Annotated in this window: 15 protein-coding genes and 1 pseudogene; 1 reads left to right on the top strand and 15 read right to left on the bottom strand. The window is 68.5% G+C overall.

Annotated elements, in window-relative coordinates:
* Positions 1–142: 142 nt before the first annotated feature.
* The 10 genes and pseudogenes from AC1POX_RS01770 to AC1POX_RS01725 form a co-directional block, all read right to left on the bottom strand.
* Positions 143–3,217, bottom strand: a pseudogene (locus AC1POX_RS01770) (beta strand repeat-containing protein); the annotation flags it as partial.
* Positions 3,121–4,797 (bottom strand): ShlB/FhaC/HecB family hemolysin secretion/activation protein, encoded by a 1,677-nt coding sequence (locus tag AC1POX_RS01765; RefSeq protein ID WP_029820696.1) that lies wholly within the window; start codon positions 4,795–4,797, stop codon positions 3,121–3,123. The pseudogene AC1POX_RS01770 and the gene AC1POX_RS01765, both read right to left, overlap by 97 nt.
* Positions 4,794–5,255 carry a hypothetical protein gene (locus AC1POX_RS01760; protein WP_071118119.1) on the bottom strand — a complete coding sequence of 154 codons (462 nt, stop codon included), beginning with the start codon at positions 5,253–5,255 and terminating at the stop codon, positions 4,794–4,796. Before AC1POX_RS01760 ends, AC1POX_RS01765 begins: the two co-directional genes overlap by 4 nt.
* Entirely contained in the window at positions 5,252–8,947 is a 3,696-nt protein-coding gene (locus tag AC1POX_RS01755; RefSeq protein WP_372356681.1) for a protein kinase domain-containing protein, read from the bottom strand. Before AC1POX_RS01755 ends, AC1POX_RS01760 begins: the two co-directional genes overlap by 4 nt.
* A gap of 4 nt (positions 8,948–8,951) precedes the next feature.
* Positions 8,952–9,668, bottom strand: coding sequence for a PP2C family protein-serine/threonine phosphatase (locus AC1POX_RS01750; RefSeq protein ID WP_011348989.1), 717 nt, complete (start codon positions 9,666–9,668; stop codon positions 8,952–8,954).
* Positions 9,665–10,240 (bottom strand): type VI secretion system-associated protein TagF, encoded by a 576-nt coding sequence (gene tagF, locus AC1POX_RS01745; RefSeq protein WP_372356680.1) that lies wholly within the window; start codon positions 10,238–10,240, stop codon positions 9,665–9,667. Before tagF ends, AC1POX_RS01750 begins: the two co-directional genes overlap by 4 nt.
* Complete coding sequence (gene tssM, locus AC1POX_RS01740; protein WP_372356679.1) at positions 10,237–13,767, bottom strand: type VI secretion system membrane subunit TssM; 3,531 nt, start codon at positions 13,765–13,767, stop codon at positions 10,237–10,239. The genes tagF and tssM overlap by 4 nt, the downstream gene beginning before the upstream one ends.
* Positions 13,764–15,041 (bottom strand): type IVB secretion system protein IcmH/DotU, encoded by a 1,278-nt coding sequence (gene icmH, locus AC1POX_RS01735; RefSeq protein WP_008571954.1) that lies wholly within the window; start codon positions 15,039–15,041, stop codon positions 13,764–13,766. The genes tssM and icmH overlap by 4 nt, the downstream gene beginning before the upstream one ends.
* Positions 15,023–16,357, bottom strand: coding sequence for a type VI secretion system baseplate subunit TssK (gene tssK / locus AC1POX_RS01730; RefSeq protein WP_109290504.1), 1,335 nt, complete (start codon positions 16,355–16,357; stop codon positions 15,023–15,025). Before tssK ends, icmH begins: the two co-directional genes overlap by 19 nt.
* A gap of 502 nt (positions 16,358–16,859) precedes the next feature.
* A complete protein-coding gene (locus tag AC1POX_RS01725; protein ID WP_029820703.1) occupies positions 16,860–17,750 on the bottom strand; it encodes an aldo/keto reductase family oxidoreductase in 891 nt (296 codons plus the stop codon).
* Positions 17,751–17,999: 249 nt separating this feature from the next.
* Here AC1POX_RS01725 and AC1POX_RS01720 point away from each other — a divergent pair, with 249 nt between their 5' ends.
* Positions 18,000–18,881, top strand: coding sequence for a LysR family transcriptional regulator (locus AC1POX_RS01720; RefSeq protein ID WP_039417629.1), 882 nt, complete (start codon positions 18,000–18,002; stop codon positions 18,879–18,881).
* Positions 18,882–18,939: 58 nt separating this feature from the next.
* Here AC1POX_RS01720 and tagH read toward each other — a convergent pair whose 3' ends face one another.
* The 5 genes from tagH to AC1POX_RS01695 form a co-directional block, all read right to left on the bottom strand.
* Positions 18,940–20,271, bottom strand: a complete 1,332-nt coding sequence (gene tagH, locus AC1POX_RS01715) for a type VI secretion system-associated FHA domain protein TagH (protein ID WP_109290455.1) — start codon at positions 20,269–20,271, stop codon at positions 18,940–18,942.
* Between the two features lie 319 nt (positions 20,272–20,590).
* The gene (locus tag AC1POX_RS01710) at positions 20,591–21,139 is read right to left on the bottom strand and encodes a DUF6931 family protein (protein WP_029820706.1); all 549 of its coding nucleotides are present in this window, start codon (positions 21,137–21,139) and stop codon (positions 20,591–20,593) included.
* Positions 21,136–23,103 (bottom strand): type VI secretion system Vgr family protein, encoded by a 1,968-nt coding sequence (locus AC1POX_RS01705; protein WP_372356678.1) that lies wholly within the window; start codon positions 23,101–23,103, stop codon positions 21,136–21,138. Before AC1POX_RS01705 ends, AC1POX_RS01710 begins: the two co-directional genes overlap by 4 nt.
* Positions 23,104–23,252: 149 nt before the next feature.
* Positions 23,253–24,584, bottom strand: a complete 1,332-nt coding sequence (locus AC1POX_RS01700; protein ID WP_372356677.1) for a tetratricopeptide repeat protein — start codon at positions 24,582–24,584, stop codon at positions 23,253–23,255.
* A gap of 232 nt (positions 24,585–24,816) precedes the next feature.
* Positions 24,817–25,131: a PAAR domain-containing protein gene (locus AC1POX_RS01695; protein WP_014091406.1), complete on the bottom strand. Its 315-nt coding sequence runs from the start codon at positions 25,129–25,131 to the stop codon at positions 24,817–24,819.
* Between the last annotated feature and the right edge of the window lie 27 nt (positions 25,132–25,158).

Genomic DNA, 25,158 nt, shown 5'->3' with positions numbered 1-25,158 from the left:
CCAATGTGAGGGTGCCGCTGTCTGCGCGCAGCGTCAGGTTGTCGGTGCTGGTCAATCCGCTGGCAGGCAGCGTGAGCGAGTTGCCTGCCGTGAGTGCGATGGCGCCGGCGCCACCGTTGTTGAGCGAGACCACGCTGAGGTCGTTCGCATCGGCCACTGCGATATTGCGGCCGGTCAATGCAATGCCGTTCTTGAAGTCGTTATCGCCTGTGAGCGAAACGGCGCCGTTGCCGGCATTGACGGTGGCCAGCCCGCCAACGTCGAGCACGCCCGCGTTCTGAGTGATTGCGGCGTTGGTGGCAGTCAGGCCCAGGATACCGCCGGCGGTGACGGTGTGATTGAGCGCCACGCCATCGCGCGCGCTCAGGCTGACGTTGCCGCCGCTCAAGGTGCCGAGCGTACTCAAGGCACCGCCATTGGCGACCAGGCTGAGTGCGCCGGTGCCGGTGGAAAGATTCTGCGTGGGCAGCGTGAGCGCGCCGCCGGCTGTCAGGGCGATGGCGCCATTGGTGCCGTTGCTGATCGAGGCGACGCTTAGATCGTCGCGATCGACCACGCTGATGCCGGTGCCGGTGAGGCTGACGCTGCTGCGGAAATCGTTGCTGCCGTCGGTCAGCGCGATGGCGCCGTTGCCGGCGTTGAGGGTGGCGCTGCCATCGACGATCAGTCCGGCGCTCTGGCTGATGGCGCCATTGCCACTGGTTGCATTCAGGGTGCCGCGGACGCTGCCGCTGCCCAGGTTCAACGCACCATTGCCGGTGGCGGTGAGGCTGCCGGTATTCAGCGTACCCAGCGTCAGCGCGCCAGTGTCGGCGATGCGTGTGTCGCCGCCGGTCAGCGTCACCACGCCCTGGAAATCGTTGGTCGCTTCATCCAGTTCGATGGCGCCGGTTCCGGCATTGACGGTGCTGGTGCCGGTGGCGGTCACGCTGCCGGCGGTCTGGGTGATCGCGCTGTTGGTGGTGGTCAGTGCCAGCGTGCCGCTTGCTGTGACGTCATGCCCCAGAGTCATGCCGGCAGTGCCGGTGAGGTCCACGTTCGTGCCGGCCAACGCGGCGCGCGTGCTGAGGCTGCCGCCGCTGGACAGGGTGAGGTTGGCGCTGCCGGTGTTGATCGCCGTTGCCGGCAAGGTCAATGCACCGCTGGCACGCAGCGACAGCGCGCTGTTGTTGCCAAGATTCAGGGTGCCGATGGCCAGATTGCCGGCAGCGTTCAACGAGATACCGCGACCGGTGGCGCTGACCAGATCGCCAAAGGCGTTGCCGCTGTTGTTCAGGGTGATCGCACCGGTGCCGGCAGTGAGGTTGCTGGTGCCGACGATGGTCAGGAAGTTACCGGCCGACTGGGTGATCGCGCCGTTGTTGCTGGTGGCGAGCAAGGCACCGCCCACCCGGCCGCTGCCCAGGTTCAACGCGCCGTTGCTGATGGCGGTGAGATCGTTGACGTTCACCGCACCCAGTGTCAGCGCGCCGCTGTCGCTGATGCGCGTGTTGCCGCCGGTCAGCGCCACCACGCCCTGGAAGTCGTTGCCTGCGCCGTCCAGCGTGATGGCACCGGTTCCGGCATTGATGGTGCTGGTGCCGGTGGTGGCCACGCTGCCGGCGGTCTGGGTGACCGCGTTGTTGGTGGCGGTCAACTTCAGCGTGCCGCTTGCCGTGACGTCATGCGCCAGCGCGATGCCGCCGCGACCGGTGAGGTCCACGTTCGTCCCGGTCAGCGTGGCGCGCGTGCTGAGGCTGCCGCCGCTGGACAGGGTGAGGTTGGCGCTGCCGGTGTTGATCGCCGTTGTCGGCAAGGTCAATGCGCCGGTGGCACTCAACGACAGCGCACTGTTGCTGTCGAGGTTCAACGTGCCGATCGAGAGATTGCCTGCCGCGTTCACGGCAATGCCGTTGCCGCTGGCGCTGAACAGGCCACCGAAGGTGTTGCCGCCGTTGGTCAGCGAAAGCGCACTGCCGGACTGCAGGAATTGGCTGGTGCCCGTCACCGCCAGCGCACCGGATTGGGACAACGCGACCGTGTTGGTCAGGCTGAGGTTGCCGCCTACATCCAGGTTGCCGAGGCCGCTGATCTTGTTGGCGCCGCTGAAGGTGGCACTGCCACCGATAAAGCCACCCAGGCTGCCGGCGGTGTAGATGCCGGTCTGTTGCACGCCGCGACCGGTGCTCAGGGTGATCGCCCCGGTGCCGGCATCGATGCTGCCGCCGCCGGCGACGTCGAAGCTGCCACCGCCGGAGGCGATGAGCGACACGCTGCCGTCGGGGCCATTGGACAGCGACGCCGCACGAATGGTGCCGCTGTTGTTGATGAGTCGATCGAAGATGCCTTGCGCCGCGCGCGCCTGCAGCTGGATCGCGCCGCCTGGCGCGCTCAGGGTGCCGGAATTGTCCACCGCTTCGGTCGCCAGACTCAGCTGCAGCGGCTTGTCGATCAGCACGCCGAAGCCGCCGCTTTCGAACGTCAGCGTGGCTGCGTCGGCACCGGCGAGCGTGATGTTGCCGGCGGTGGCGGTGATGGTGCCGCTGTTGGACGCCCGGCCGCCGATCAGCACGGCCGACCCGGCAGCGGCGTTGATGGTGCCGCTGTTGATGACCTGCGCCACGGTCGTGCCGCCGGCATCCAGGCTGTAGTCGCCGCTCATGAACTTGGACACGGTGGTGCCCAGCGTACTGACCACCAGGCCGCCGACATTGATGTTGGCGGTGTTGCCGATCAATACGCCGTTGCTGTTGAGCAGGAACACCTGCCCATTGGCGTTGATGTTGCCGTAGATCTGCGTCGGGTTGCCGCTCTGCACCAGGTTGAGCACCACCGAACTGGCGCTGGGCTGGTTGAAGATCATCGTCGCCGACGAGCCGATGTCGAACGCCGACCAGGTCAGCGCCATGCGCGAGGAGGTCTGGTCGACGGTCCGGCTGCTGCCGTTGACGGCATTGATGGTGCCGGTGCCGCCGGCGATGCTGCCGCCGGTCGGCAGCTGGTTGGCCGCCACCTGGGCCAGGCCGCTGACCGGCATGGCCATCAGGGCAGCTGCCAGCGCAACGGCCAGCGGGCAGTGACGCAACGGGAGCGTGCGCGGCGAGGTCGCGGTATGGATGGTGGCGTGCATGCGCAGATCCCTCAGAAAGTGAAGCCGAAACGCGTGTAGATGCGGGCGTCGTCGCGTCCGTCGGAGGCATCGCGCGCACCGGTCGGAAGCGCGGCGCTGATGCGCCACTCGAAATTGGCGTACTGCGGCAAGCGGAAGGTCAGGCCCACGCCGGCGGCATCGAAACTGGCCGGCGCCAGGCGGCCATTGGCGGCGAACACGCGGGCGTGGTCGGCGAAGACATCCAGCTCCAGCAGCTCGCGCCAGGGCCGGCCATTGAACGGCGATGCGGCATCGGCAAAACCGGGGGCATCGATGTGGTATTCGAGCGCGGTGTAATACCCGCGGTCGCCCAATGCATCGGAGACCGGATAGGCGCGCACGCTGTCGGGCCCACCGACAGCGAACTGCTCCATCGGGGTCAGCGTGTCGTCGCTGTATTGGCCGTTGAACTTGAAGTACAGCCGCTGCGTGCGGGTGAGGTATTGCAGGCGCGTGTAGGCCAGCCGCGCGATGGTGAAATAGCTGTCGCGACCGGGGCTGATCTGGTCCACCGGCGCCGAGCGGTCGCGCAAGGATTGCCGCACGCTCCCCTGCAGCAGATCCACACCGCGCCAGCGCAGGTCGGTGCGCCGCAACGACAGACCCAGTTCGGCGACATCGAACTGCTGGTCGGACAACTGCATGCCCAGCGCGCTGAGCTTGGATTGCTCGCGCAGATAGCGCGCCGAGCCCTGCAGCTGCAGCGTTTCGGTGTTGATGAATTTCCAGTCGGCGCCGGTGTAGACGATGGAGGTCGGCCCCTTCAGGCCAAGCCGGGCGAACACGCCGTTGCGCACTTCCAGTTCGCTGCGGCTGGCGCCGATCACCGCGCTCAGGCCGGACACGCTGCCGATCGGCAGGCCATAGGACAGCGCGCCGATCTGGCTCTGCCGCGGCGCCAGCGAATAGGCGTAGTTGGCGGCGAACACATCGCCCAGGCCAAGCGGGCTATTCCAGGTGATGCCGGCCTGGGCGCGATAACGGCCGGTCAGCTCGGTGCCGTAGTTGTTGCCGCCCAGGGTGATCACGTACGGGCGGGCGGCCTCGCTGGCGACCAGCACCACGTCGGTCTCGCCTTCCTTCTGGCCTGGCTGCAGCACCGACGACACCGACACGCCCGGCAGATCGCGCGCATACAACAGCGCGGTGTCCACGTCCTGCTTGCGTAGCGGGCGGCCCTGCAGCTGGCGCAGCGGCGCCGACAACGCATTGCCGCGGTAGCGTGCGGCGCCCTGCACGCTGATCTGGCCGATGCGCCCTTCCAGCACGCGGATTTCGATCAGTTGGTCGGGCCCTGGCGTCTGCGCCGGCAGATAGGCCGTGCTGACGATGAAGCCGGCCTGCCGGTAGGCGCGGGTGACCGCATCGGCGACTGCCTGCAATTGATCGAAGCGCAATGCCACCACCGGCTGGCCCTGGGCCAGCTCGGCGAAGGCAGCGTCGGCCACGGCCTGCATGCGGGCCGGGTCGATGCCGGCTTCCGGGTAGTGGCCCACATCGCGCACGCGAAAGCCGCGCACCTGCACGGTGACCGCCTCGGTCCGGTCCCTCATGGCCGGCACCGCCGCTGCCGACTGCGCAGCAGCCGTGGCATCGGTCGGCGACTGCGCCCACCCAGGTGCGGCCAGCAGTAGGCACGCGGACACCGCCGCGGCCAGACACGTCATACGCATACGTCCATTTCCCCTGAGACCATCCGGTGTTGCGCATGGCCGACGTGTCCCGCTGCACACGCAGGCGCCACGGCGGCGACTGCACGGCGATCGGCGTGTCTGACCTCGCCCCTTGCTGAACGTCGATCAAACCCCGACGTACATTTATGCAATGTTAGCAAGATTATTGCGATGAGCATCACGATTATGAAGACCGCTGCCACCTGACTGCGCAGTTTGCGTGCGACCGGATGCCCCGACAGCGGGCCCGGCCGGGCATCAGGCGAACTCGGCAAGGCGTTGCGCAGGGTCACCCCCTGGGTCTGGCGGGCGGCGTCCAGTACGCGCCGACGGCGTGCGCGGTATTGCTCGCGGTCGAGTTGGCCCTGCTGATGCGCCAACGCCAGCGCCTGCAGCTGCGCATTGGCCGGGTGCGCAGCGGCAGCGGTGGGCGACGGCGGGGCGGCGCTCACGGCAGCTCCCGCAGCACGCGCAGGCCCACGTCCGGTTGCGCCGAGCCGTTGTCGGCACGGCTGGCCTGCACCGTGCAATCGGACCAGTAGCTGGAAAAACTTCCGCCGCGCGCCTGCACGCCTGTTCCGGTCGATACCCATTCCCAGACATTGCCGGTGAGATTGATCAGGCCCCAGGGATTGGCATCGCGCCCGCGTGCCGACACCGGTGCGCGCGCGGCATCGCCGGCACTGGCGTTGGGCGGCACGCAATTGCTGTCTTCGGCCTGCCGCCAGTTGCTGGCCGCCTGCGCGGCATGCAGCCACTCGGCATCGCTGGGCAGCCGGTACCGCCAGCCGCCGCTGCCGATGGTGAGCCAGCGCAGATAGGCGCGCGCCAGGGTCAGGCTGATATTGCGCACCGGCGCGCGCGCCAGCTCCGGGGTGGCGGCGGCCTGGGCGGTACAGCGGCCGGTGGCCTGGCAGAACAGGTTGAAATCGGCCACCGCCACTTCGCCGCGCGACAACGCGTACGGCTTGCCGCCAGCGATGGCCGGGATCACCACCAGCATCGGCCCGCGGGTCTGCCCGAGTGTGTCGAAGCACGCCGCGGCACGCCCGGCCAGGCCGGCGCAGGGATCCGGGCCGGTGGGCACCGGCGGCAGGCTGTCGGTATCGTCCGCGTTGGCGGGCAATGCCGCAGCGGCGGGGTCGCGCGCAGTCGTTGGGGTGGCGGCGGGCTTGGCAGCGGATTTGCCGCGCGCCGGTCTTGCGCCGGCGGCCGGCGCAGCTGTCTCGGTGGCGCCGCCCGGCGGCACGCTGGCGTCGGCCGGCGCATCGGCGGCGGGCGCGCGTTGCAGACGGGCCGACAACGAGCCTTCCGGCAATTGGCCGGCCGCCTTCATCTGCGCCTCCAATTGCGCCAGCGCGGTGGCGTCGGTGCGATAGAGCGTTTGCAGGCGCACGGCGAGTTGCTGGCGTTCGCCGGGCGCCAGCGTGCCCGCGGTCATCACTGCGGCGGCCACCGCATAACGGGTTTGCGCGCTGCGCAGTTCGTCGCGCTGGCCGAGTGTCTGCAGCCCTTGCCTCAGCAGGTCGGCCGCCTGGGCGTATCGCCCGTGTGCGAACGCATCGCCGGCGGTATTGCGATACACCTGCGAGAGCAGTTGCGGGCCTTCGCTACGCAACAACGGATGGTCCGGTTGCAGGGTGCGGATGCGCGCCAGCGCATCGCGGGTCTTGCCCAGATCGTTGGCGGCGGCGGCGCGGCGCAGCGACTCGATCCGCGCGGCCAGTTCGGACTCGGCGCTTTCGCGTGCCAACGCTTGTTCGAGCTGGTGCTCCAGCGTCTGCAGGCGTGTGCGCTGGGCCAGCAGGCCGGCCGATTGCGGGGCCACGCCCAGGCCGACATCCACCAGCGCCTGCGCGCCAGCCAGCTGTGCGGGGTCGCTTTGTGCGGCAACCGCCGTGCTGATGGCCTCGGCCAGCGCGCTGCCCTGGCTGCTGCGCTCGGCCGCCGGCAGTGCGGCCAGTGCGGCGTCGATACGCGCGCGCCAGGCCGGGTCGGTGCTGGGGTTGGCCAGATCGGCAGCCAGTGCCTTGCGCGCGCTGTCGGCATCGCGCGGCGCGGCGGCAACCGGCGTGCGTTTGGCTTGCTGCTCGGCTACGCCGACCTCGGCGCTGCGCAATTGCAGGCGCAACGAGTCCGGAAACGCTGCGCGCGCCTGTTCTACTTCGGTCCGCGCGGTGGTGAGTTGCCCGGCCGCCACCGCCTGCGCGATGGCCGCGTCCAGGCGTACTTCCAGTGCGGAATGGCGCAGCAGGCTGCTGCCCGGATCGATGCGGCGCACCTGGTCGAGCGTGGCCAGTGCGTTGTCGGGCCGGGTGCGGAACAACAGCCCGGCATCGAGCTGGCGATTGAGCGTGGTGTCGAGCGCGTTGAGGCGTTGGTTCTTTTCGCGCTCGATGGCCTGGCGACGCGCATCCAGCGCGGGCGAATACAGCCGCAACCGGTCGCGCAAGGCGAACACCTGCAACGCGCCGCGGTAATCGTCGCGGCCGTTGGCCGGATTCCACAGCGCGTCCAGGCGACGCAGCAGGAAATCTTCGATGAGGTCGCTGCGGTCCATCAGCACGCGCCGGCGGTCGTCTGCGCTCAGGCTGGACAGCGCCTGCATGACCTGGGTTTCGTCGCGGTACTGCTGCGGGTCCTGCGCACCGAAGCGTGCGATGACCTCATCCAGATGGCGCTGATGCAGATAACGCGATGCGCCCCACCCGCCCACGCCGACCAGCGCGAGCGCGGTGGCGCCATAGCCGATCAACGGCAGCGCGCGCTCGCGCAGCGGCACCTGGCGCAGGCCGTCGAGCAGTTGGTCCACGCGCGTGAGCCGTTGCGCAACCGGGAATGCCACGGCCGCGCACAACGTGGCGTACTGGCGACGGGTCAGGCCCGGCACCGGCGGCGGGCGGCGGCCTTCGCGTAGCGCCACTTCGGCACTGAGTTTGTCGAATGGGTGCTTGCCGTTCAGCAATTCGAAACACACGCATCCCAGCGCGTACAGATCGTCGGCCGGGGTGGGCGCCTGTCCGCGGATCATTTCCAGGCTGGCATAGGCCGGTGTCAATGCACCCAGGGTGGCCGCATCGAACACGGTCTGTTCGCCGGCGACATCCGCCGCATGCTTGCCGGCGCGTGCGATGCCGAAATCGAACACCTTGGCCACGCCATCGCGGGTGACCATGACGTTGCCGGGCTTGAAATCCGAATGCACGATGCCGGCCGCGTGCGCGCGCATCAGCGCCCGGCCCATGCCCTCGATCAGCGGCCAGGCCTGCTTGAGCGGCATGCCGTTGTAGGCCTGTTCGCGGATCAGCGTTTTCAGGTCGCAACCGTCGATGTATTCCATGGTCATGAAGACCAGGGTGCGATCCTTGTCGAAGTCGTACACGCGCACGATGTTGTCGTGGGCCAGCTTCTGCGAGCGGCGCGCTTCGCGCTGCAGGGCGACCAGTGCGTCGGGATGGCGGCGGAATTCGTCGCTGAGCACTTTGACCGCCAGCCACGGGTCGCGGTCGCGTGCTTCCACCTTGCGTTCGTCGCGGGCCAGATACACCACCCCCATGCCGCCGCGGCCGAGTTCGCGTTCGAGCTGGAAGCGGCCCTTGAGCAGGCTGCCAACACCGGCATGATCGCCACCGGTAGCTTCGGCCAGGTGCTGCCAGCTGGACAGGCTGGCGGTACCGGCCGTGCCGGTGCCGGTGCCCGTGCCGGTCTGCGTGCCGAGGTGGGTGGGCGTGCCCAGCCCCAGGCTGGTGAGGCTGGGCGCATCGCCGGGCAGGGGCTGCGCCGGTTGCACGCGGGTGATGTCGTCTTCGACCACGCGCGCCGGGCCGGGTCGTGGCATCACCACGGTGGCATCGTCGTCGACCATCGTTGGCGTGGATATTGGCTGCTGCGTTGGCGCAGGCGCAGGCGCAGGCGCAATCGCACGATCGCGCAACGCATCCAGCCGGCTCACCAGCGTGGTCACGGTGGCATCGTCGAGCAGGTGCTGGCGTTGCAGCGTCCACAGCGTTTCCACCCCGGCACGGTATTCGGCCTCCGGTACCGCGGCGCGCTTGCCCAGCGCGGCCAGGACGGCATTGAGGTCGAGCGCGCCGCGGCGCATGGCGGTGACCAGTTCGGTCACGGTGGCGGTGTCTTCGTGCATGCACTTACTCCTGCAGGCGGACGACGACGGCGGTGACGTTGTCGCGTGCCGCCCTCCCCATCGCCAATTCGAACAGACGCGCCAGCAGCGCGCGTGGATCGCCGAAGCGATGGCATTCGGCATCCAGCTCCGGGTCCGGGATTTCCTTGTTGATGCCGTCGCTGCACAGCAGAAACTGCGTGCCCGGCAGGCTCGGCGTCAGCACCCAATCGACGAACAGCGGCTCTTGCGCACCCACCGCGCGCGTGAGCACGCCGGCCGCCGCGGCGCTGGCGTGTGCGCTGCCGAACTGGGTGACATCGTCGCGCACGCCGTGCACGTGGTCGCGGGTGAGCTGGCGCAGCGGGCCGCCATGCTGCGCGTAGATGCGGCTGTCGCCGACCCAGCCGCACAGCATGAAATCCGGGTCGTGCACCAGCACCACCACGGTGGTGGCGATCATGTCCACGCGGCGCTCGCGCGCAACCTGCAGCAGCTCGCGATTGATCTGCGCCAGGGTGTCGTCGATGGCGTCCAGGAAATCGCACAGGTCGGCCGGGCGCACCAATGCGCTCAGCCGCTGCACCAGCAGCTGGCTGGCGTAATCGCCGGCGCTGTGGCCACCCAGGCCATCGGCCACCACCCAGAGGCCGGCGTCTTCGCGCAGCAGCAAGGCATCTTCGTTGAGCCGGCGCACCTTGCCGGTCTCGGTGTGCCCGGCCGATTGGTAGGGCGCGCTCATCGGGTCACCTCGGTGATGTCCTGCTCGGCCAGCAACCACTCCAGATACATCTGGGCGGTGGGCAGCCCGTCGATCGATTGCGCGGCCGCGCCCAACCGCCACCACAGCGATTGGCCGGGCGCCGGTACATGCGTGCTGGAAGGCGCGGCCGGCACGCCGAGCGCGCGCAGCGCGGCATCGAATCCGGCCGCATCGGTGCGTGCGCGCAAGCTGCGGCCCAGGCACGCAGCCACCGCGCCGAACCATGCCGCCGACGGCAGGCGCAGGTGCGGCAACGGCATTGCCACGGTCAGCGGAAAACAGCGCCCCACGCGGTCTTCGCCCGGGCCGAGCAGGCCGGCCCAGGCCTGCGCGCCGCACACGCCCGGCCCCAACGCAAACGCGCGCAGGCCGCTGTTGCGATACGCGCCAGGCCAGTGCTGCCCGAGTTGCTGGCGCGCCGTGTCCAGGCAGTTGGCGAACTGCAGGTCCCACGGCTGCACGAAGCTGGCCGGCAGGCGCCGCTGCACGAAGTCGCCCACGCCGGGCAACTTGCCGTGGAAACCGAGTGGTTCGTGCGCCAGCATGCTCATCCGCCGCACGCGAAGTGCTGGACGTCGCTGTCCAGAAACGGGTGGCGCAGGTTGCCGGCACGCAGCGGCACCTGCACGTCGTGGCCGCCAAGCGCGAAGCGGGCGACAAAGCGCAGGTCCGACGGGTTTTCCAGGTGCCCGGCCTGCAGCGCGCGGAACAGCGCCCAATCGCCCTGGTAGTCCAGCGTACCCAGCGCCACGCCATCGGCGCCGAAGGCGGCGATGGACACATGCCCCGGCACCGGGCCGGGCCAGATCATCGGCATGCTTTGCGCCGCGCCGGGCTGGTAGTCGTAGCGCTGGCCTTCGATATCCAGCGTCAGCCGGGTCACGCCTTCGCCCAGCGTGGGCGCCAGCACCGTAAAGCCGATCTGCGGCGTGGGCCCGCCGCGAAAATATTTCTGCCGGATCCGCTGCGCCAGTTGCAGTTGCACCGGCAGACCGGGCGCGCCGGTGACCGCGTCCGGGCCATCCTTCCAGCGCCATTGCGGGGACTGGGTGTCCAGCAGCGGTTTGACGGTGCCGGTATACAGCGCATCCAGACGGCCGCCGCTACCGAACAACTCGCCGAAATTCTGCAGCGGGATCTCCACCTGCGCCTGCGGATCGAACGGGTAGCGGCCGCGCACGAAATCCGTGCACACCTCGCCCACCGATTGCCTGACCTGCGCATCCAGCGCGGCGCGTGCGCCCTGGGTCATCAAGGTGGCGCTGCTGCCGGCCAGGCTCTGCAGCCAGTCGGTCACCGGCGGTGGCAGTTGCGCCATTTCCTGCCGGGCCAATGCCAGTTGCGCGTTGGCCGCCGCGGCATCGCCGCCGCCCTGGGAAATCACCAGCAATTGCCTGCCGAGCTGATCGAGCACGCTCAGCAGATGGTCCAGCGGCGTGCTGCCAGGCGCGCCGGCGACCAAGGCGTTGAGCGCCAGAAAATGCTCGCTGATCGCCGCACCCGGTGTTGGCACTGCAGCTGCGCCACCCTCGGCGGGCGTGGCCAGCGCGGCGCTCATCGCCGCCCCGCCGGGGAGTTTGGCCGCGGCGGCAGTCACCTTGGTGCCTGCCGAGTTGGCGGCAGCGGCCAGCGCGCGCTGCGCGGGGTCTGCCGGTGGTGCGCGGTCCATTGCCTGGGTGTGCTCGCCGACCACGCCCAGCAGCAGCCGCAGTGGCGAACTGGGCCCGGCCAGCTTGGCGGCCGTGGCGCTGGCACCGGCCAGATCGGCCGACGGGCGCAGTTGCAGATCGGCCAGCAACGCATCCCAGTAATGGATGTAATCGGCCGTGTAGCGCTGCCCCACTTCGCGCACCAGCGTGGCCTTGGCGGACGCATCCAGCGCCGCACCGCCGAAGACCCAATCGTCGCGGCCGAAGCGTTCCACCGCCTGGCCGATGCCATCGCGTTGCAACGCGGCGAATACCGGCTGGGTGTACAGCGCCGGCACCGGGGTGGACAACGCCGTGCCACTGCGGCGCACGAAGGTGTCGGCCAGCAGGCCCAGCGCTTTATCCAGCCGCAACGGCGTGCCGTCCGGCGGGGTCAGCAACAGGTTGCCGTAGATCAGTGTCGATAGGTCGGCGGCGCGCAGGCTGGCGCGCGCCTGGGCGATGCGCTGATTGTCCAGCGACAGCGCACGCACGCGCGTGGGCGAATCGAGCACGGCCTGCAGATGCGCACCCAGCGCCTGCTGCAATGCCGGCTCGCGCGGGAACAATTTTGCCGCTTCGATGGCGGCCAGCGCGCTGAGTTGCGCCGGGTCCAGATGCTGCGGCTGGCCCAGCATCAGATAGCCCTTGAGCGTGTAGTACAGCGCCTGCGGTGCCTGTGCGTTATCGACCAGACCGGTGCGCAGGCGCACCGCCAAGGCCGGCAACAAGGTGGCGTTGAGCTGACGCAGGTAGCCGGCCTGCACTTGCTCGCCCACCGCCTGGCCCTGGAACAACCCCATGCGCAACGACCACGGCGCGCCGGCGTGATACTGCTGCGCCACCTTCACCACCGCCTGCGTCGCATCGGCTTGCTGCAGGGTGCGCGCGACGTACTCGGGCATGCCGGTGGCGGCATTGGGATCGGGCACTGCCGGCCGCGCGTCCAGCGCAGCGCGTACCTGATGCAGATACGCACGGTTGCCCACGTAGCTGAGCCCCAGCCCGGCCAGCACTGCGCCGGTCAGCAGCGCCACACCCGCGTACGCGGCGGCCTGCAGCCACGCCCTGCGGCGCTGCCGGGTGGTCGGGGTATTGGCCAGGCCGGATTCGCGCAGCACCACCTCGCGCAGCAGCCGCTCGACGAAAAAGGTGCGCCGTTGCGCGCCCGGCGCCTGCACGCGCGCTTCTTCCAGGCCGAAGGTGCGCGCCACCGCGCCCATCATGCGGTCGATCGGCGTGCCGTCCTGCGTGCCGGAGGTGAAGTACACCCCGCGCAGCAACGGTGCCGGGCCATACGCATTGCCGGCGAAGGTGCCCTCGACGAATTGCCGCGCACGCTCGCCGAGTGCGGCAACCTGTTGCGGAAACGACAGGATCGCCGCACGCCGCAGACGGTCGCGTTCCAGGTGCAGGCGTTCGAACAGGCGCGCGCTCAGCTGCTGCTGCAGCACGCCGAACTCGTCGGCGAACCTGCGCGCCGCCTGCCCGTCCAGGGTCTGCGCCAGCGCAAACGTCATGCCCCACACCTGGTTGCGCTGCGCCGGTGTCAGATCGTCGAAGAACTCGCCAAAGCCGCCGATCAGATCGCACTTGGTGAAGATCAGATACACCGGCACGCTGGCCTGCAACTGCTCGGCCAGTTCGTCCAGGCGGCGGCGGATCGCCTGCATGTGGGTGTCGCGCTCGGCATCGTCGAGCAGCAACAGGTCCGACATGCTCATCGTCACCAACACGCCGTTGAGCGGGCGGCGTGGGCGATAGCGTCGCAGCAGGCGCAGGAAATCGCGCCACGCGCCGGCATCCACCGCCTGGTCCGAATCCTGCGTGGTATAGCGCCCGGCGGTGTCCAGCAACACCGCTTCGTCGGTGAACCACCATTCGCAATCGCGAGTACCGCCGACGCCGCGCAACGCCGCATCGCCCATGCGCGCAGCCAGCGGAAACTGCAGGCCCGAATGTTGCAGCAAGGTGCTCTTGCCCGAACCGGGCGGGCCGATCAGCGCATACCACGGCAGCGTGTACAGATCGGCGCCGCCGCGCCGCTTGCGTAGCAACTGGATCGCCTGCTGGAAGCGCGCCTGCAGCTGCGCGCGTTCCTGCCCGCTGCGCAGCTCGCGGTCGTCGTCGCGGCCCGGCGCCGCCAGCGCGCTGGACAAGGTCGCCGCACGTGCCTGCGTGCGCCAGCGGCGCAGCGCCAGCACGCCCACCCACACCACCACCAGCAACACGATCGCCAGCAGCCGCGCCGCCACGCTGCTCAGCGGGCTCCAGCCGGCCAGCGCCACATACGGCCCACCCACCCACAGCAGCACCGACAGCAGGCACAGCGCCAGCAGGCCAACCACCACCGTTGCGCTCAGCTTGGACAACAGCGTCTTCATCGTCATTCCCCAGGCTGGAACAGGATCTCCACGCGGCGATTGCGCGCGCGGTTGGCCGGCAATTGCACTGGCCGTGCGATCGGTTGCGAATCGCCAGCGCCGATGGCGTCCACCCGCCCCGGCGTACTCAGCTGCGCCTGCAACACCTGCGCAAGCGCCTGCGCACGTGCGGCCGACAAGGCGTAGTTGTCCTGGAAGCGCAGCGAGCGCACCGGCACGTCGTCGGTGTGCCCGACCACGATCACCCGCCCCGGCAATTGCTCGATGGCCGCTGCAATCTGCGCGATCAAGCCGCGCTGCTGCGGCTCCACCTCCACCCCGCCGGAGGCGAACATCGCCGCGCTGCTCAGGCGCACGCGCGTCTGCCCGTCGGCCTGTTCGTCCACGCGCAGCAGGCCGGCGCGTTCCTGCGCGGAGAGCAACTGCTTGAGCCGCACCGGCGGCGGCGGCACAGGCGCAGCGTCCGGCGGCGTGGCCGGCGCAATGCCCCATTGGGCAGCCTGCGCACTGATCGGTGCGGACAGGCTGTTCAAACGCGCCTGCAACCACACGAACGCCACCACCACCACGCTCACCCCCAGCAACGCAGCCGCCCACACCGGCAGATAGCGGCCCAGCCGGCGGCGGTCTTCCACCCCGCGCCAACGCGGGGCCAGGCTGTCCGGCGCCGGGCCGCGCGCCGCACGGATGCGGCGATAGACATCGTCCTGGATGGCCGCCAGCGTCACCATGCCGCCGGACTCGATCTGGTAGCGGCCGACGAACCCCAGCGCCAGGCAGAGGTACATCAGCTCGATCAAGTCCAGATGCCGTGGCACATCGGCGCACAAGCGCTCCAGGATCTGGAAGAACTTGGCGCCGCCGTACGATTCGCTGTGGAAAGTCACCAGCAAGGTCTTCTGCGACCAGCCGCTGCGCTCGCCCCACGGCGCATTGAGCACCGCTTCGTCCAGCAGCGCGCACAACACGTAGCGCGCGGCGGTGACCGCCTCCACCGGCGCGCCGCCATCGCGTGCACGTTGTTCGAAGCGGCGCACCTGCGCCATCACCTGCTCGCGCAGGCGGGCCACATCGGGCGATTGCGCGCTGTGGCGCAACTGCACCGCCAACAGCAGCAGCGGCGTGGCGGCCTGCACCAACGGGTTGACGCTGCGGCCCAGCAGTTCGCTGATGTCGGTATCTTCGCTGGGCACGCCGCCCTCTGCGGCCGGCAGCGGTGCGGCGTAGGCAGGCGCCAGATCGGCAACAGGTCGGCTCATGCTCAGCTCCGGATCGCCCACAGTTGCAGGTCCAGCCCGGCGAATTCGCTGCCGAAGTGGAATGCGATGCCGCCGGAGGTCTTCAGCGTTCGCCACAACGCTGCGCTCTTGTCGAATTCGAAATACAGATAGCCGGCGTGATACGGAATCTGTCGCGGCGCCACCGGCATGGGCGTGGCCACGATGCCGGGCAACTGCAGATTGACCAGATCGCGAATCTGCTCCACCGGCCCGATCTTGGCGTGCGCGGGCAATTGCCGGCGCAACTCTTCGCTGGGCATGTCGGCCTTGGCCGCGAGCACGAACGCTGCGCTGTCGAGCAGGCCCGGGTCCGGCACCATCGCCACCCACACGCCGAACTTGCGCGCCTGGATCGGCAGCGGCGTGGCGGTCTGTTCCAGCACTGCGCTCAGGCTGCTGCGCAGGGCGCCGATCACCGGCTCGAAACTGTCCTGCTGCGATTCGTGCCGATAGGCGGGCCATGCAGGGGGGCGCTTGCCGGCAGCGGTGAACGTGCTCAATTCGCCGGCCAGCGCCACCAGGGCACGGAACAGCTCTTCCGGATGCGCCAATGGCGCGGCGGCCCAATGCGCCATCTGCGGCTGCCAACGGTTGACCAGCTGCAGCAGCAGAAAGTCTGCGATATCGGCAGCACCGCCGCGATCGGTCAGCGTCACGCGCGATGCCAGCGCTTCACCGCGCTGATGCAACAGGCCGAGCAATTCGGTGAGAAACGTGGTCAAGCGCGGCGCCGCCTGGCACACCATCGCGCTGGGAATGAAATGCGGGTCCAGCACCACCTGGCGGTCGGCGCGCGTCTCGATGATGCGCGCCACCGCGATGCGGTCCAGCCCTTCCAACGGCTGCGAGTGCGGCAACAATCGCGTGCTCAACCCGCCGACTTCCATCAACACCGCTTCGCTGGTGCTACCGGAGGCGTCGTTGCTCTCGGTCTCGCGCACGCGGTAGCGAAACAGCTGATCGGCCGGCGATTCCGGGCGCCCCAGTTCGGGTTGTGCCGGCACCCGCAGCGGCACGGTGAGATAGACGATCTGGTCGCGGCAAGTGGGCTCGACCTCCAGCGCCACCGGCAGCGGGTCGTCGCCCGGCATGGCGAAGGGCGTGCCATCGGCAAACACGCCACGCGCACGACGCAGGCCCAGCTTGCCGACCGCCAGCAGATCGGTCTCCCATTCCAGCTCGCTCACGCCCCAGGCATGCGGCCGCAACCGCGCCGCACGCAGGTCGACGTAGCGCTCCAGGTAGCGTTCCTGCTGCTGCAGATGCTGCGGGCGCAGGAACAGCCCTTCGCTCCACACGACCTTGTTGTTCTGCATGATCCACCCGCTGAGAAAAAGGTCGGCCACCGATGCAGCGCACAGGCGTCCACACCGCGTTGCATGCGACTGCCAGGCATGCCTGCAGGAACGCCTGCGCGCTGCGTTGTCGGGTGCATTGAGCTGCGTTGCACGCGGCACGCCCGGCGGTCATTGCCGACGCAAGCGCCGCACCGCCGATGCGTGTCGGTGGAGCGATTCTGCGGCGCACCCAAGGTGGTCACCCGTCAAAACGTCTCAGGCGCCGTGCCCTGTCGGACAGGCGCCAACGCATGCGCCGCTGCCGTCAGCCGGTCACGTTGCGGTCATTGGGCGAGACGTTGGGCTGTGGGGCGCTGGCCGTGAGAGCAGGCCTGCGGTGTCGATGCGGCAGGCGCATCGTGGAGCGGCCAACAAGACCTCGCGAGTCGTCTGGGCGGCCTGGATGGTGCGTAGGCACCCGCCTGGCGATTGCGCGGAGACGGGTTGGCCGATCTCCATCGGCATGTTGCCGCCCACCTTCCTATTGAGCGCCACTGGCCTCGGCAGCGATGCCATCGAGCGTTGCGACCTGCTCGGCCGACAGGCTCAGCTCGGCGGATGCGAAGTTCTCGCGCAGGTGCGTCACCGACGATGTTCCCGCGATGACCAGGATGTTGGGCGAGCGCTGCAGCAGCCATGCAAGTGCAACCTGCTTCGGCGTCGCGCCTACCTGCCTGGCAACGCCCGACAGCAGCTCCGACTGCAGGGGCGAAAAGCCGCCGAGCGGAAAGAACGGAACATAGGCCACACCCTGTTGCGCGAGCATCTCGATGAAGGCGTCGTCGTCGCGCTTGACCAGGTTGTACTGGTTTTGAACGCAGACGATGCTGGCCAGTGTTTGCGCTTGTTCGAACTGTCGCGCAGTGACGTTGCTCAAGCCGATGTGGCGTACGAGGCCCTCGCGTTGCAGCTCGGCCAGGCACGCGACCGGTTCGGCGATCGAACGCTCGTCGGTGTCCATTGCCGTGCCCAGCCTCACGTTGACCACGTCCAGTGTCTCCAGGCCGAGGCTCTGCAGGTTTTCATGCACCTGCCGCCTCAGGCTTGCAGGCGACACATCGATATTCCACGAAGCATCGGGGCCACGGCTGAAACCGATCTTGGTCACGATGACCAGATCGCTGCGATAGGGATGCAGTGCTTCGCGGATGAGTGCGTTGGACACATCGGGTCCGTAGAACTGCGCGGTATCGATGTGGTTGGCGCCCAGGGCGATTGCTTCGCGCAACACCGACAAGGCCGATGCCTTGTCGCGCGGCGGTCCCCAGACATGCGGTCCGGGTAACTGCATGGTTCCGTAACCCATCCGATTGATGGCAAGGGTGGTGCCGGGCAGGGTCAATGTGCCGCCAAGGGGCTTGCCGCTGTTCATGGGAATCCTTTTGGTGTGTATCCGGGTGATGTGCCAAACCGCCGCGTGTGTTGGGACACGCCGAGATTGCGACGGGATCTTTCGCGTGGCTTGAAGAAGCAAGAAGCAACGCGGGACGTGCGCTGCGGCGACTACGTGGCCGCTGCCGCGGCGCAAGGGAACTGTACGTAGGCCACCCTTGTGCGACAATCCGGCACAAAGCGGACGGGCCGTACGGATTGCCGAACAATGAGCGGTCACCTGGCAGACATGGAGGCCTTCGTGCGCGTGGCGCGCGCGGGAGGGTTTCGAGAAGCCGCCAAGAGCGCGGGCGTGAGCGCATCGACCTATAGCGATGCGATCAAGCGCATGGAGGCATCGCTCGGCGTGCGGCTGTTCAACCGCACCACACGCAGCGTGGTGCTCACCGATGCAGGCAATGCGTTGTTGGCACGCATCGCGCCCGCCTTGCTGGAACTGGAGAACGCCAGGGAGGTGGTCAGCGCCTTTCGTGATACGCCGACCGGCACGCTGCGGCTGAACGTGCCGGTCAGTGCCGCGCGCCTGGTGCTGCCGAGGATCCTGCCGGCGTTTATGGCGGCGTACCCGGACATCACGCTGGAGATCCTGACCGAAGAAAGTTTTGTCGACGTGATCGCCGCACGCTGCGACGCCGGCATCCGCTATGGCGAACGGCTGCAGCAGGACATGGTGGCCATCCCGATCGGCCCGCGCGTGCAACGCATCGCAACGGCGGCTGCGCCAGGCTACCTGGACCGGCGCGGACGCCCCACCCACCCGCGGGAACTCGTTGCCCACGACTGCATCCGCGGGCGCTTCCCAAGCGGCGTCATTGCAGAGTGGGAGTTCGAGCGCGACGGTGAAGTGGTCACCATCGTTCCGCAGGGGCAATTGCTGGTGGAGATCGGCGGCGGGATCGAGCTGGCGATCCAGGCGGCGATCGCCGGAAGCGGCATTCTGCATCTGTTCGAACAATGGCTGCAGCCGCAGTTCGACGCAGGTGCGCTTGAACCCATCCTGCGCCCGTGGTGGCAGCCATTCCAGGGCCCGTACCTGTACTACCCCAATCGCACCCTCACACCGCCGGCGCTGCGCGCCTTCATCGAGTTCGTCAAGACTCTGCCTGACTAGCGCGCTGGCAACGCCGCCGGTGTGCCCGTGCAGACGGCACGCGATTGGATGAAGCGTTCTAGATCCCGCGCCCCGCCGGCTGCCGCCGTGCCGATTTCAGGCGCGCCAGTTGCGCTTCGTAGGCACGCGCGAACTCATCGCCGAACAGGCGACGGAAGCATTCGTCCGGGTCGCTGCGTAGCTGCTCGAAGTTGTCGCGGTAACGCTCCCAGTAACGCCCCTTGCCACCGAAACTCAGGCGCTTGCCGCCGGCGTCGGCTTCCTGCTCCAGGCGGTCCGGGCTGAAGTGGAACAGCATGGCGTCGAAGGCTGCGCGCATGCCGGCCAGCATCGCCATCTGATGGCAGCGGATATCGTCGAAGGCATCTTCGAACGCTGGCACGCCGGACAGAAACGACGCGCTTGGCGGTGCGAGCAACTTCTGCAGCGCATCTTCGGCGGTGGCGGCGAACTTGAGCGGATTGTTCTCCGAGCGCTGGATCACCGTGACCGGCAGCCGGAAGGTGTTCTTGATCTCCGCGCGTGCACGCAGCACGTCCATGACGCCGTCGACCACGATGGCGAAGATGCGATCCAGCTCCGGCGGCACCGTCGTTGCCGCCGATGCTGCGGCTGCAACCGGCGCCGCCGGCGACGTGAATGGCGAAACCACCGGCGCGGCCATGGGCGATACCGCAGGCAATGGCGCGGTTGGCGCAAAATCGCCAAGCGTCATGTCCCAGTTTTCCGGCAAGGTGGCACGCGCATCGGGACTGGCCGGCGGACGGAAATGGTCGTGGCGGGCGTTGCTCTGATTCCACGCGCTGGGGCTGGCATCGCGCGCCGGCGCAGGCAACGGGTCGAGCAGGCGCAACGGATCCAGCTCGCGGGGTGCGCCGCTCAGCAGCAGATCGTCCAACACTGCGTCCACCGCAGGCCGCGCCGCAGGCGGCGTGCCGAACTCCAGCAGATCGAAGCCCGCTGTGGCGGAGGGGGCACGCAGCGTCGACGGCGGTGGCGCAACCTGGGTGCGGTCGTCCATCGCATCTGGCAGCGGGTCGAACACCGGTGTTGCCGGCGATGCTGCAGCCAACGCCTGCACCTGCACCTGGATCTCGAAGCTGTCCAGCTGCAGGCGGTCGCCATCGCTGAGCGCGGACGGGTCCGCACGCGTCAGCGCAGTGCCGTTGAGCGACATGCCGTTGGTGCTGCGGTCTTCGATGAAATACATCCCGTTGAGGAAGCGCACCACCGCATGCGTGCGCGAGACACCGGGCGCGGCCAGGACCCAATCGCTTTCGTCGGAGCGGCCGATGCTGCCGCCGGTGCCGGCAAAGCGCTTCTGCGCGCTGGCACCGAACTGCGCGGCCTGCGCGCCGCTGACGGTGAGAATCAACTGCGGACTGGACACGCCATGGACTCCTGCATACGGTGATCGGAAGGTGCAACTGGCATGCGTGTATGTCGGCAGAAAACGCTGCGTGCGTCATTGCCGGTGGAGGGCATGCGGCAAACGGATATCGCCTGCGCTGGAGCACAGTCGCAAATGCTGATCGCCGTGCGCCCCCGCGCTGTCGGTTCGGCACCAAGGCTTCTCCTGGTGCTGCAGCTTGGCGTGTGCGCCGCATCCAACCATGCTTTGGAACACCAGCTGCGTCTCGCGCAGTTGGCGCCGATGCCGCGCCCACGATGTGCCGCGCGCGGATCGCCACTCCGACGATCAGGTGGCTTCATGGCGCCCCCACACTGGTCAGCAACTCCATGGCATGCGCTGCATAGCCGCTGCGCCGCGCCTCCAGCTGCGCCGGCTCGCGCGCGGCCAGCAAGGTGATGGCCGCGGCCACCGCGCGCGCCGTGAGATGGTCGGCCGGCGGCACCGGCGTGGTCTGTTGCGGCGGCGCCAGGCTGCCGCCGGACCAGGCCACTGCCGCAGCCAGCCACGCGCCCAGCGAGACATAATCGCCGGCATGCGCAAATGCCTGCGCGGCGCGACGATGCGCCTCGCTGGGCTCGCGCACCCACTTCTCGGCCAGTGCCGCGCCGGCGCGGTCTTCCTCGTCCAGGGTTTCGCCGCGCACGCATTGGCACAGCCAGGCCACCGCGTAGCGCTTGGGCAGCAGGCGCGCGAGCAGCTTGATGGCATCTTCGCCATGACCGCTGGCCAGCAGCGCGCTGACCGCCGCCTGCGGCGTGATCGGCGTACTGAGCTGTGCGCAGGCCGGCGCAGACAGCTGCATCTGCACACAGGCCTGCGCCAGCGAGAGCGTGGGCGCGCTCATCCGATCATGATCAGGCCGCCGCCGACCTGCACCAAGGCGTCGGCCTTGATGCTGACCAGCGGGCCCTTGAGCGTGGCCGAGGCACCGGCTTCGGCGCTGAGCATGCCGCCGGAGGTCAGTTTGAGCGTGGCATCGCCAGCCACCTCGGTGGCCGGCGATTTGGCCTGCAGCCGTGCATTGGCCAACAGCTTGATGGCGGTGGAGGTGATCTTGGCCTCCGAGCTGGCATCGACCAGGATCTTGATGCCGCTCAACACGATCTCGCCGTTGTGTTTCATCACCAGCCGCGCGCTGCCGGTCACCAACTCGATCTCTTCGCCGGCTTTCAGCAGCAGCTTCTTGCCGACCTCCACGCTGTCGTTGTTGTCGATCCGCGCACGACGGTCGTGCTTGACCGCCAAGACCCGATCGTTGTCGATGGTACTGGTGTGGTCGTGCTGCACCTCTTCGCGCAAATCGCGCTGCGCGCGCAGGTAGAGTTCTTCCGCGCCGGCCTTGTCGTCGAAACGCAACTCGTTGAAATCGGCAGCGCCGCCCAGCAGGCTGCGGCTGCGCACGCCGCTTTGGGTCTTGTTATCGGGCAAGGAAAACGGCGGCGCATGGTCGCCGTTGTAGACGCTGCCCACGATCAACGGGCGGTCCGGGTCGCCTTCCAGAAAGCTCACCACCACTTCCTGCCCCACGCGCGGCAGGCTCATTGCGCCCCAGCCCTTGCCCGCCCACATCGAAGCCACACGCACCCAGCACGACGGCGCGGCATGCGGGCGTGCCGCAGTGGCCCAGTGAAAGGTCACCTGCACGCGGCCATGCGCATCCACCGCAATGTCCTCGTCGGTGTCGCCGGTCACCACCGCCGTCTGCAGGCCGGCAATGGTCGGCGTTGCGGTGCGTTGCAGGCTACGGAACGGCAGCCGGCTTTCCATCACCTGCACGCTGCTGGAAAACGGCGGCTCGCCGCTGCCGTGTTCGGGCGCGGCCAGCATGGTGTGCGCCGACAGCACCAGATATTCCTGATTGAGTTCGGCGCGCGGAAACCCGCGCAAGTGAAACAAGGCACCGACCATCAGGCCGCAGGCATTGGTGGTGGCTGCATGGCTGGCGCGCTGCACGTTGTGCGCCTCGGTGCGCACCTGCATGTAGCGACGACCGTCGGCCTGCACGGTATGCGCGCCGGGGTAGTCGAAGGCAATCAGACCATCGACGGTGTGCAACTGTTCGCCGCCGGCATCGGCATCGGCGGCCAGCGATGCACGCGGCTGCAGCGGGTCGTAGTCGGTGCTGCCATGCTGGCTGGAATGCACGCCGCGCGCACTGCGCCAATGGCTCACCACCGAGCGCATCAGGCGCCGGTCATCGGTTCCCGGCGGCACATAGGGCAGGCTGTCCACGCCGTTCTTCGTTGCATGCGCACCCAGCGCATCGGCCAGCACCAACGTATGCGCACTGCGGGTATGGGTGAAGTAGTAGTAGATGCCTTCGCGTTCCAGCAGCCGGCTGATGAAGCTGAAATCGTCCTCGCGGTATTGCACGCAGTAGGTGCGCTTGGCGTACTGCGCGCTCAACTGCTGCTGCACATCGCCGTAGCCGATCTCGCCCAGCACGCTGGTGACGATCTCCGGCACGCTCATGTCCTGATAGATGCGGCAATCGCGGCGCTGAGTCAGCAGCCAGGGTTTGGGCACCACCTGCAGTTCAAGCACGGCGTAATCGAGCGCATCGACCACGGCGTAGCCGTTGTGCGCGCAACTGGCCACCATGCCGTGATACCAGCGCTGTTCGCCCTCGCCATCGGCCAGCTGCACCGCCACTGGCGTGCCAAGCAGATCACGCAGGTTGGGCTGCAGTTCGGTGCACAACGCATCGATGCGGTAGTCGAACAGCTGCCCCAACGCCTCGCTGGCCTGCATGCGATGCAGCAGCAGGCGCTCGCCAAGGTCGGAGTGCAGCGTGATGGTGCGCGGCATCGAAGTATCCACAGGTGATGGGGCAACGCACGTTGCGCTGACCGACGGCGCCGCGTTGCGCCCGCGCGTGCAACGTCAGGCGGCTAAAGGCACGGCAACTGTCACGCGCATGCTCACATGCGTGCGTGCAGCAAAGCCGACATTTCGTCTCAGGCTGGCCCAGGCGTGCGCGCGGTCACGACCCAGCCATGCACCGGCTGGCCGCGTTCGCTGCGCAGCACGTCCAGTTCCAACCCAATCGGCTGCAAACCGGCGCCTTGCAATGCGGCGCGCACGTGCGCATGGCTGTGCCGATAGCGCCCGCTGGCATCGAGTTCGACCCGGTCGTCCGGCTCGTCCAGCGCTTCGACCGTGAAACCCAGCACGCCCCCTGGCGTGAGCGCGCCGGCAGCGGCAGCGAGCACCGGCTGCAGCGCACCGAAGTACACCAAGGTGTCGGCCGAGCCGATCACATCCCACTGCGCGTGCTGCGCGTGCAGGTATGCGGTGAGTTCGGCGACCTCCAGCCGATCGTAGCCACCGCGTTGGCGTGCCTTGGCGACCATGCCAGGCGACAGGTCCACGCCCACCAGTTGATGTGCATACGGGCGCCACAGCGGCGCACACAGCCCGGTCCCGCAGCCGGCATCGAGCATGCGCAGGCCCGCATGCGGCGGCGCAAGGCAGGCCGCCAGTGCCTCGGTCAGCCGTTGCGGCGCGCGGTACTCCAGGTGATGCAGCAACTGTTCGTCGAAACTGTCGGCAAAGCCATCGAACAGTTCACGCACATAGGTATCGCCGGCACGCGGCGGCGGTTCGGCGCCGCCACAGGCCGCCAGCATATGCGTTGCCACCGGGTTGCCCGGCTCAAGCGTGAGCCAGTCGCGATACACCGCTTGTGCCTGCGCATGCTCGCCCAACAGGTAGAGCCCGGTACCCAGCGCCTCGCGGGCGTGCAGGTGGTCCGGTGCCAGCGTGCAGGCCTGCTGCAGGCACTGCACCGATTGCTGCAGATGCTCGGCGGCCTGCGCGTTGTTGCGCAGGAACAGGCCGAGCAGGTAATGCGCATGCGCGGACTGCGGATAGGTGTGCAACAGCGCCGCGTAGGTGACGAAGGCTTCTTCGCTGCGCCGCTGCGCTTCCAGCACCGCTGCCAGATTCGCCAGTGCATCAGCATGTGCAGGCGCCAGCGCCAGTGCGCGGCGATAGCAGTGTTCGGCATCGCGTAGGCGGCCGCATTCGCGGTGCACGTTGCCCAGGTTGTTGCAGGCATCCGGTTGCGCGGGCGCCAGCGTCAACGCCTGGTTGATGGAGGCCACTGCTGCGGCGCTGTTGCCGCGCTGATGCAACAGGATGCCCTGGTAATGCAGCGCGTCGGCATGCGCGGGCTGATCGTCCAGCAGCTGCGTGTACAGCTGCGCGGCATGTTCGAGTTGGCCACTGCGGTGCGCGGCGATCGCCTGCTGCAGTGGCTCGGTATGTGGCTGTGGCGCAGTTTGCATGAGCTTCTCCAAAAACACGGCAACCGGTGGTGCGGGTACGAATGTGAGCGCGCAGGGGCAGGGCGTCATGTCTGCAACGAGCCGCCAACACCCCGACCGTGGTGCCGATGCGCCCGGGCGGCCACCGCCTGGCATCGCCGCGGGCGCCGGCAGGCTCGAGTACCGGCGCATGCGCGCCATGGGCAGACAACTGGCGGCGGCCTGCCACCGGCCACCAGCCGCCACGCAGTACTCACCCGATCAGCACGGTGAAGCAGCCCAGGGTGATCACCCCGCCATGCGCGGTGCTGTCGCCCAGTCGCGCGGCCGGCTGGCCTGCGATCAACACGGTCGGTGCGCCGGCCACGATGCTGTCCGGCGGGCCGACGCATACGGCCATGTCGCCCAGCCGCGCCGCCGGCAGGCCGCCGATCAATACCGTTGGCGCGCCGGGGCTGACGATCGGCCCGCCCACATGCGGCACCACCCCGGTCACCATGGGGCAGACATGCAAATCGGTCAGGCGCGCGGCAGGTTGCATCGGCACGCTTCGGTCGTGGCCATGCACGGCACTATCCCGCCAGGCCGCAGCGGT

This window comes from Xanthomonas sp. NCPPB 3442 (assembly GCF_056725145.1).
Note: the sequence above shows the minus strand (reverse complement) of the source record. Positions and strands in the feature narration are given on the sequence as shown.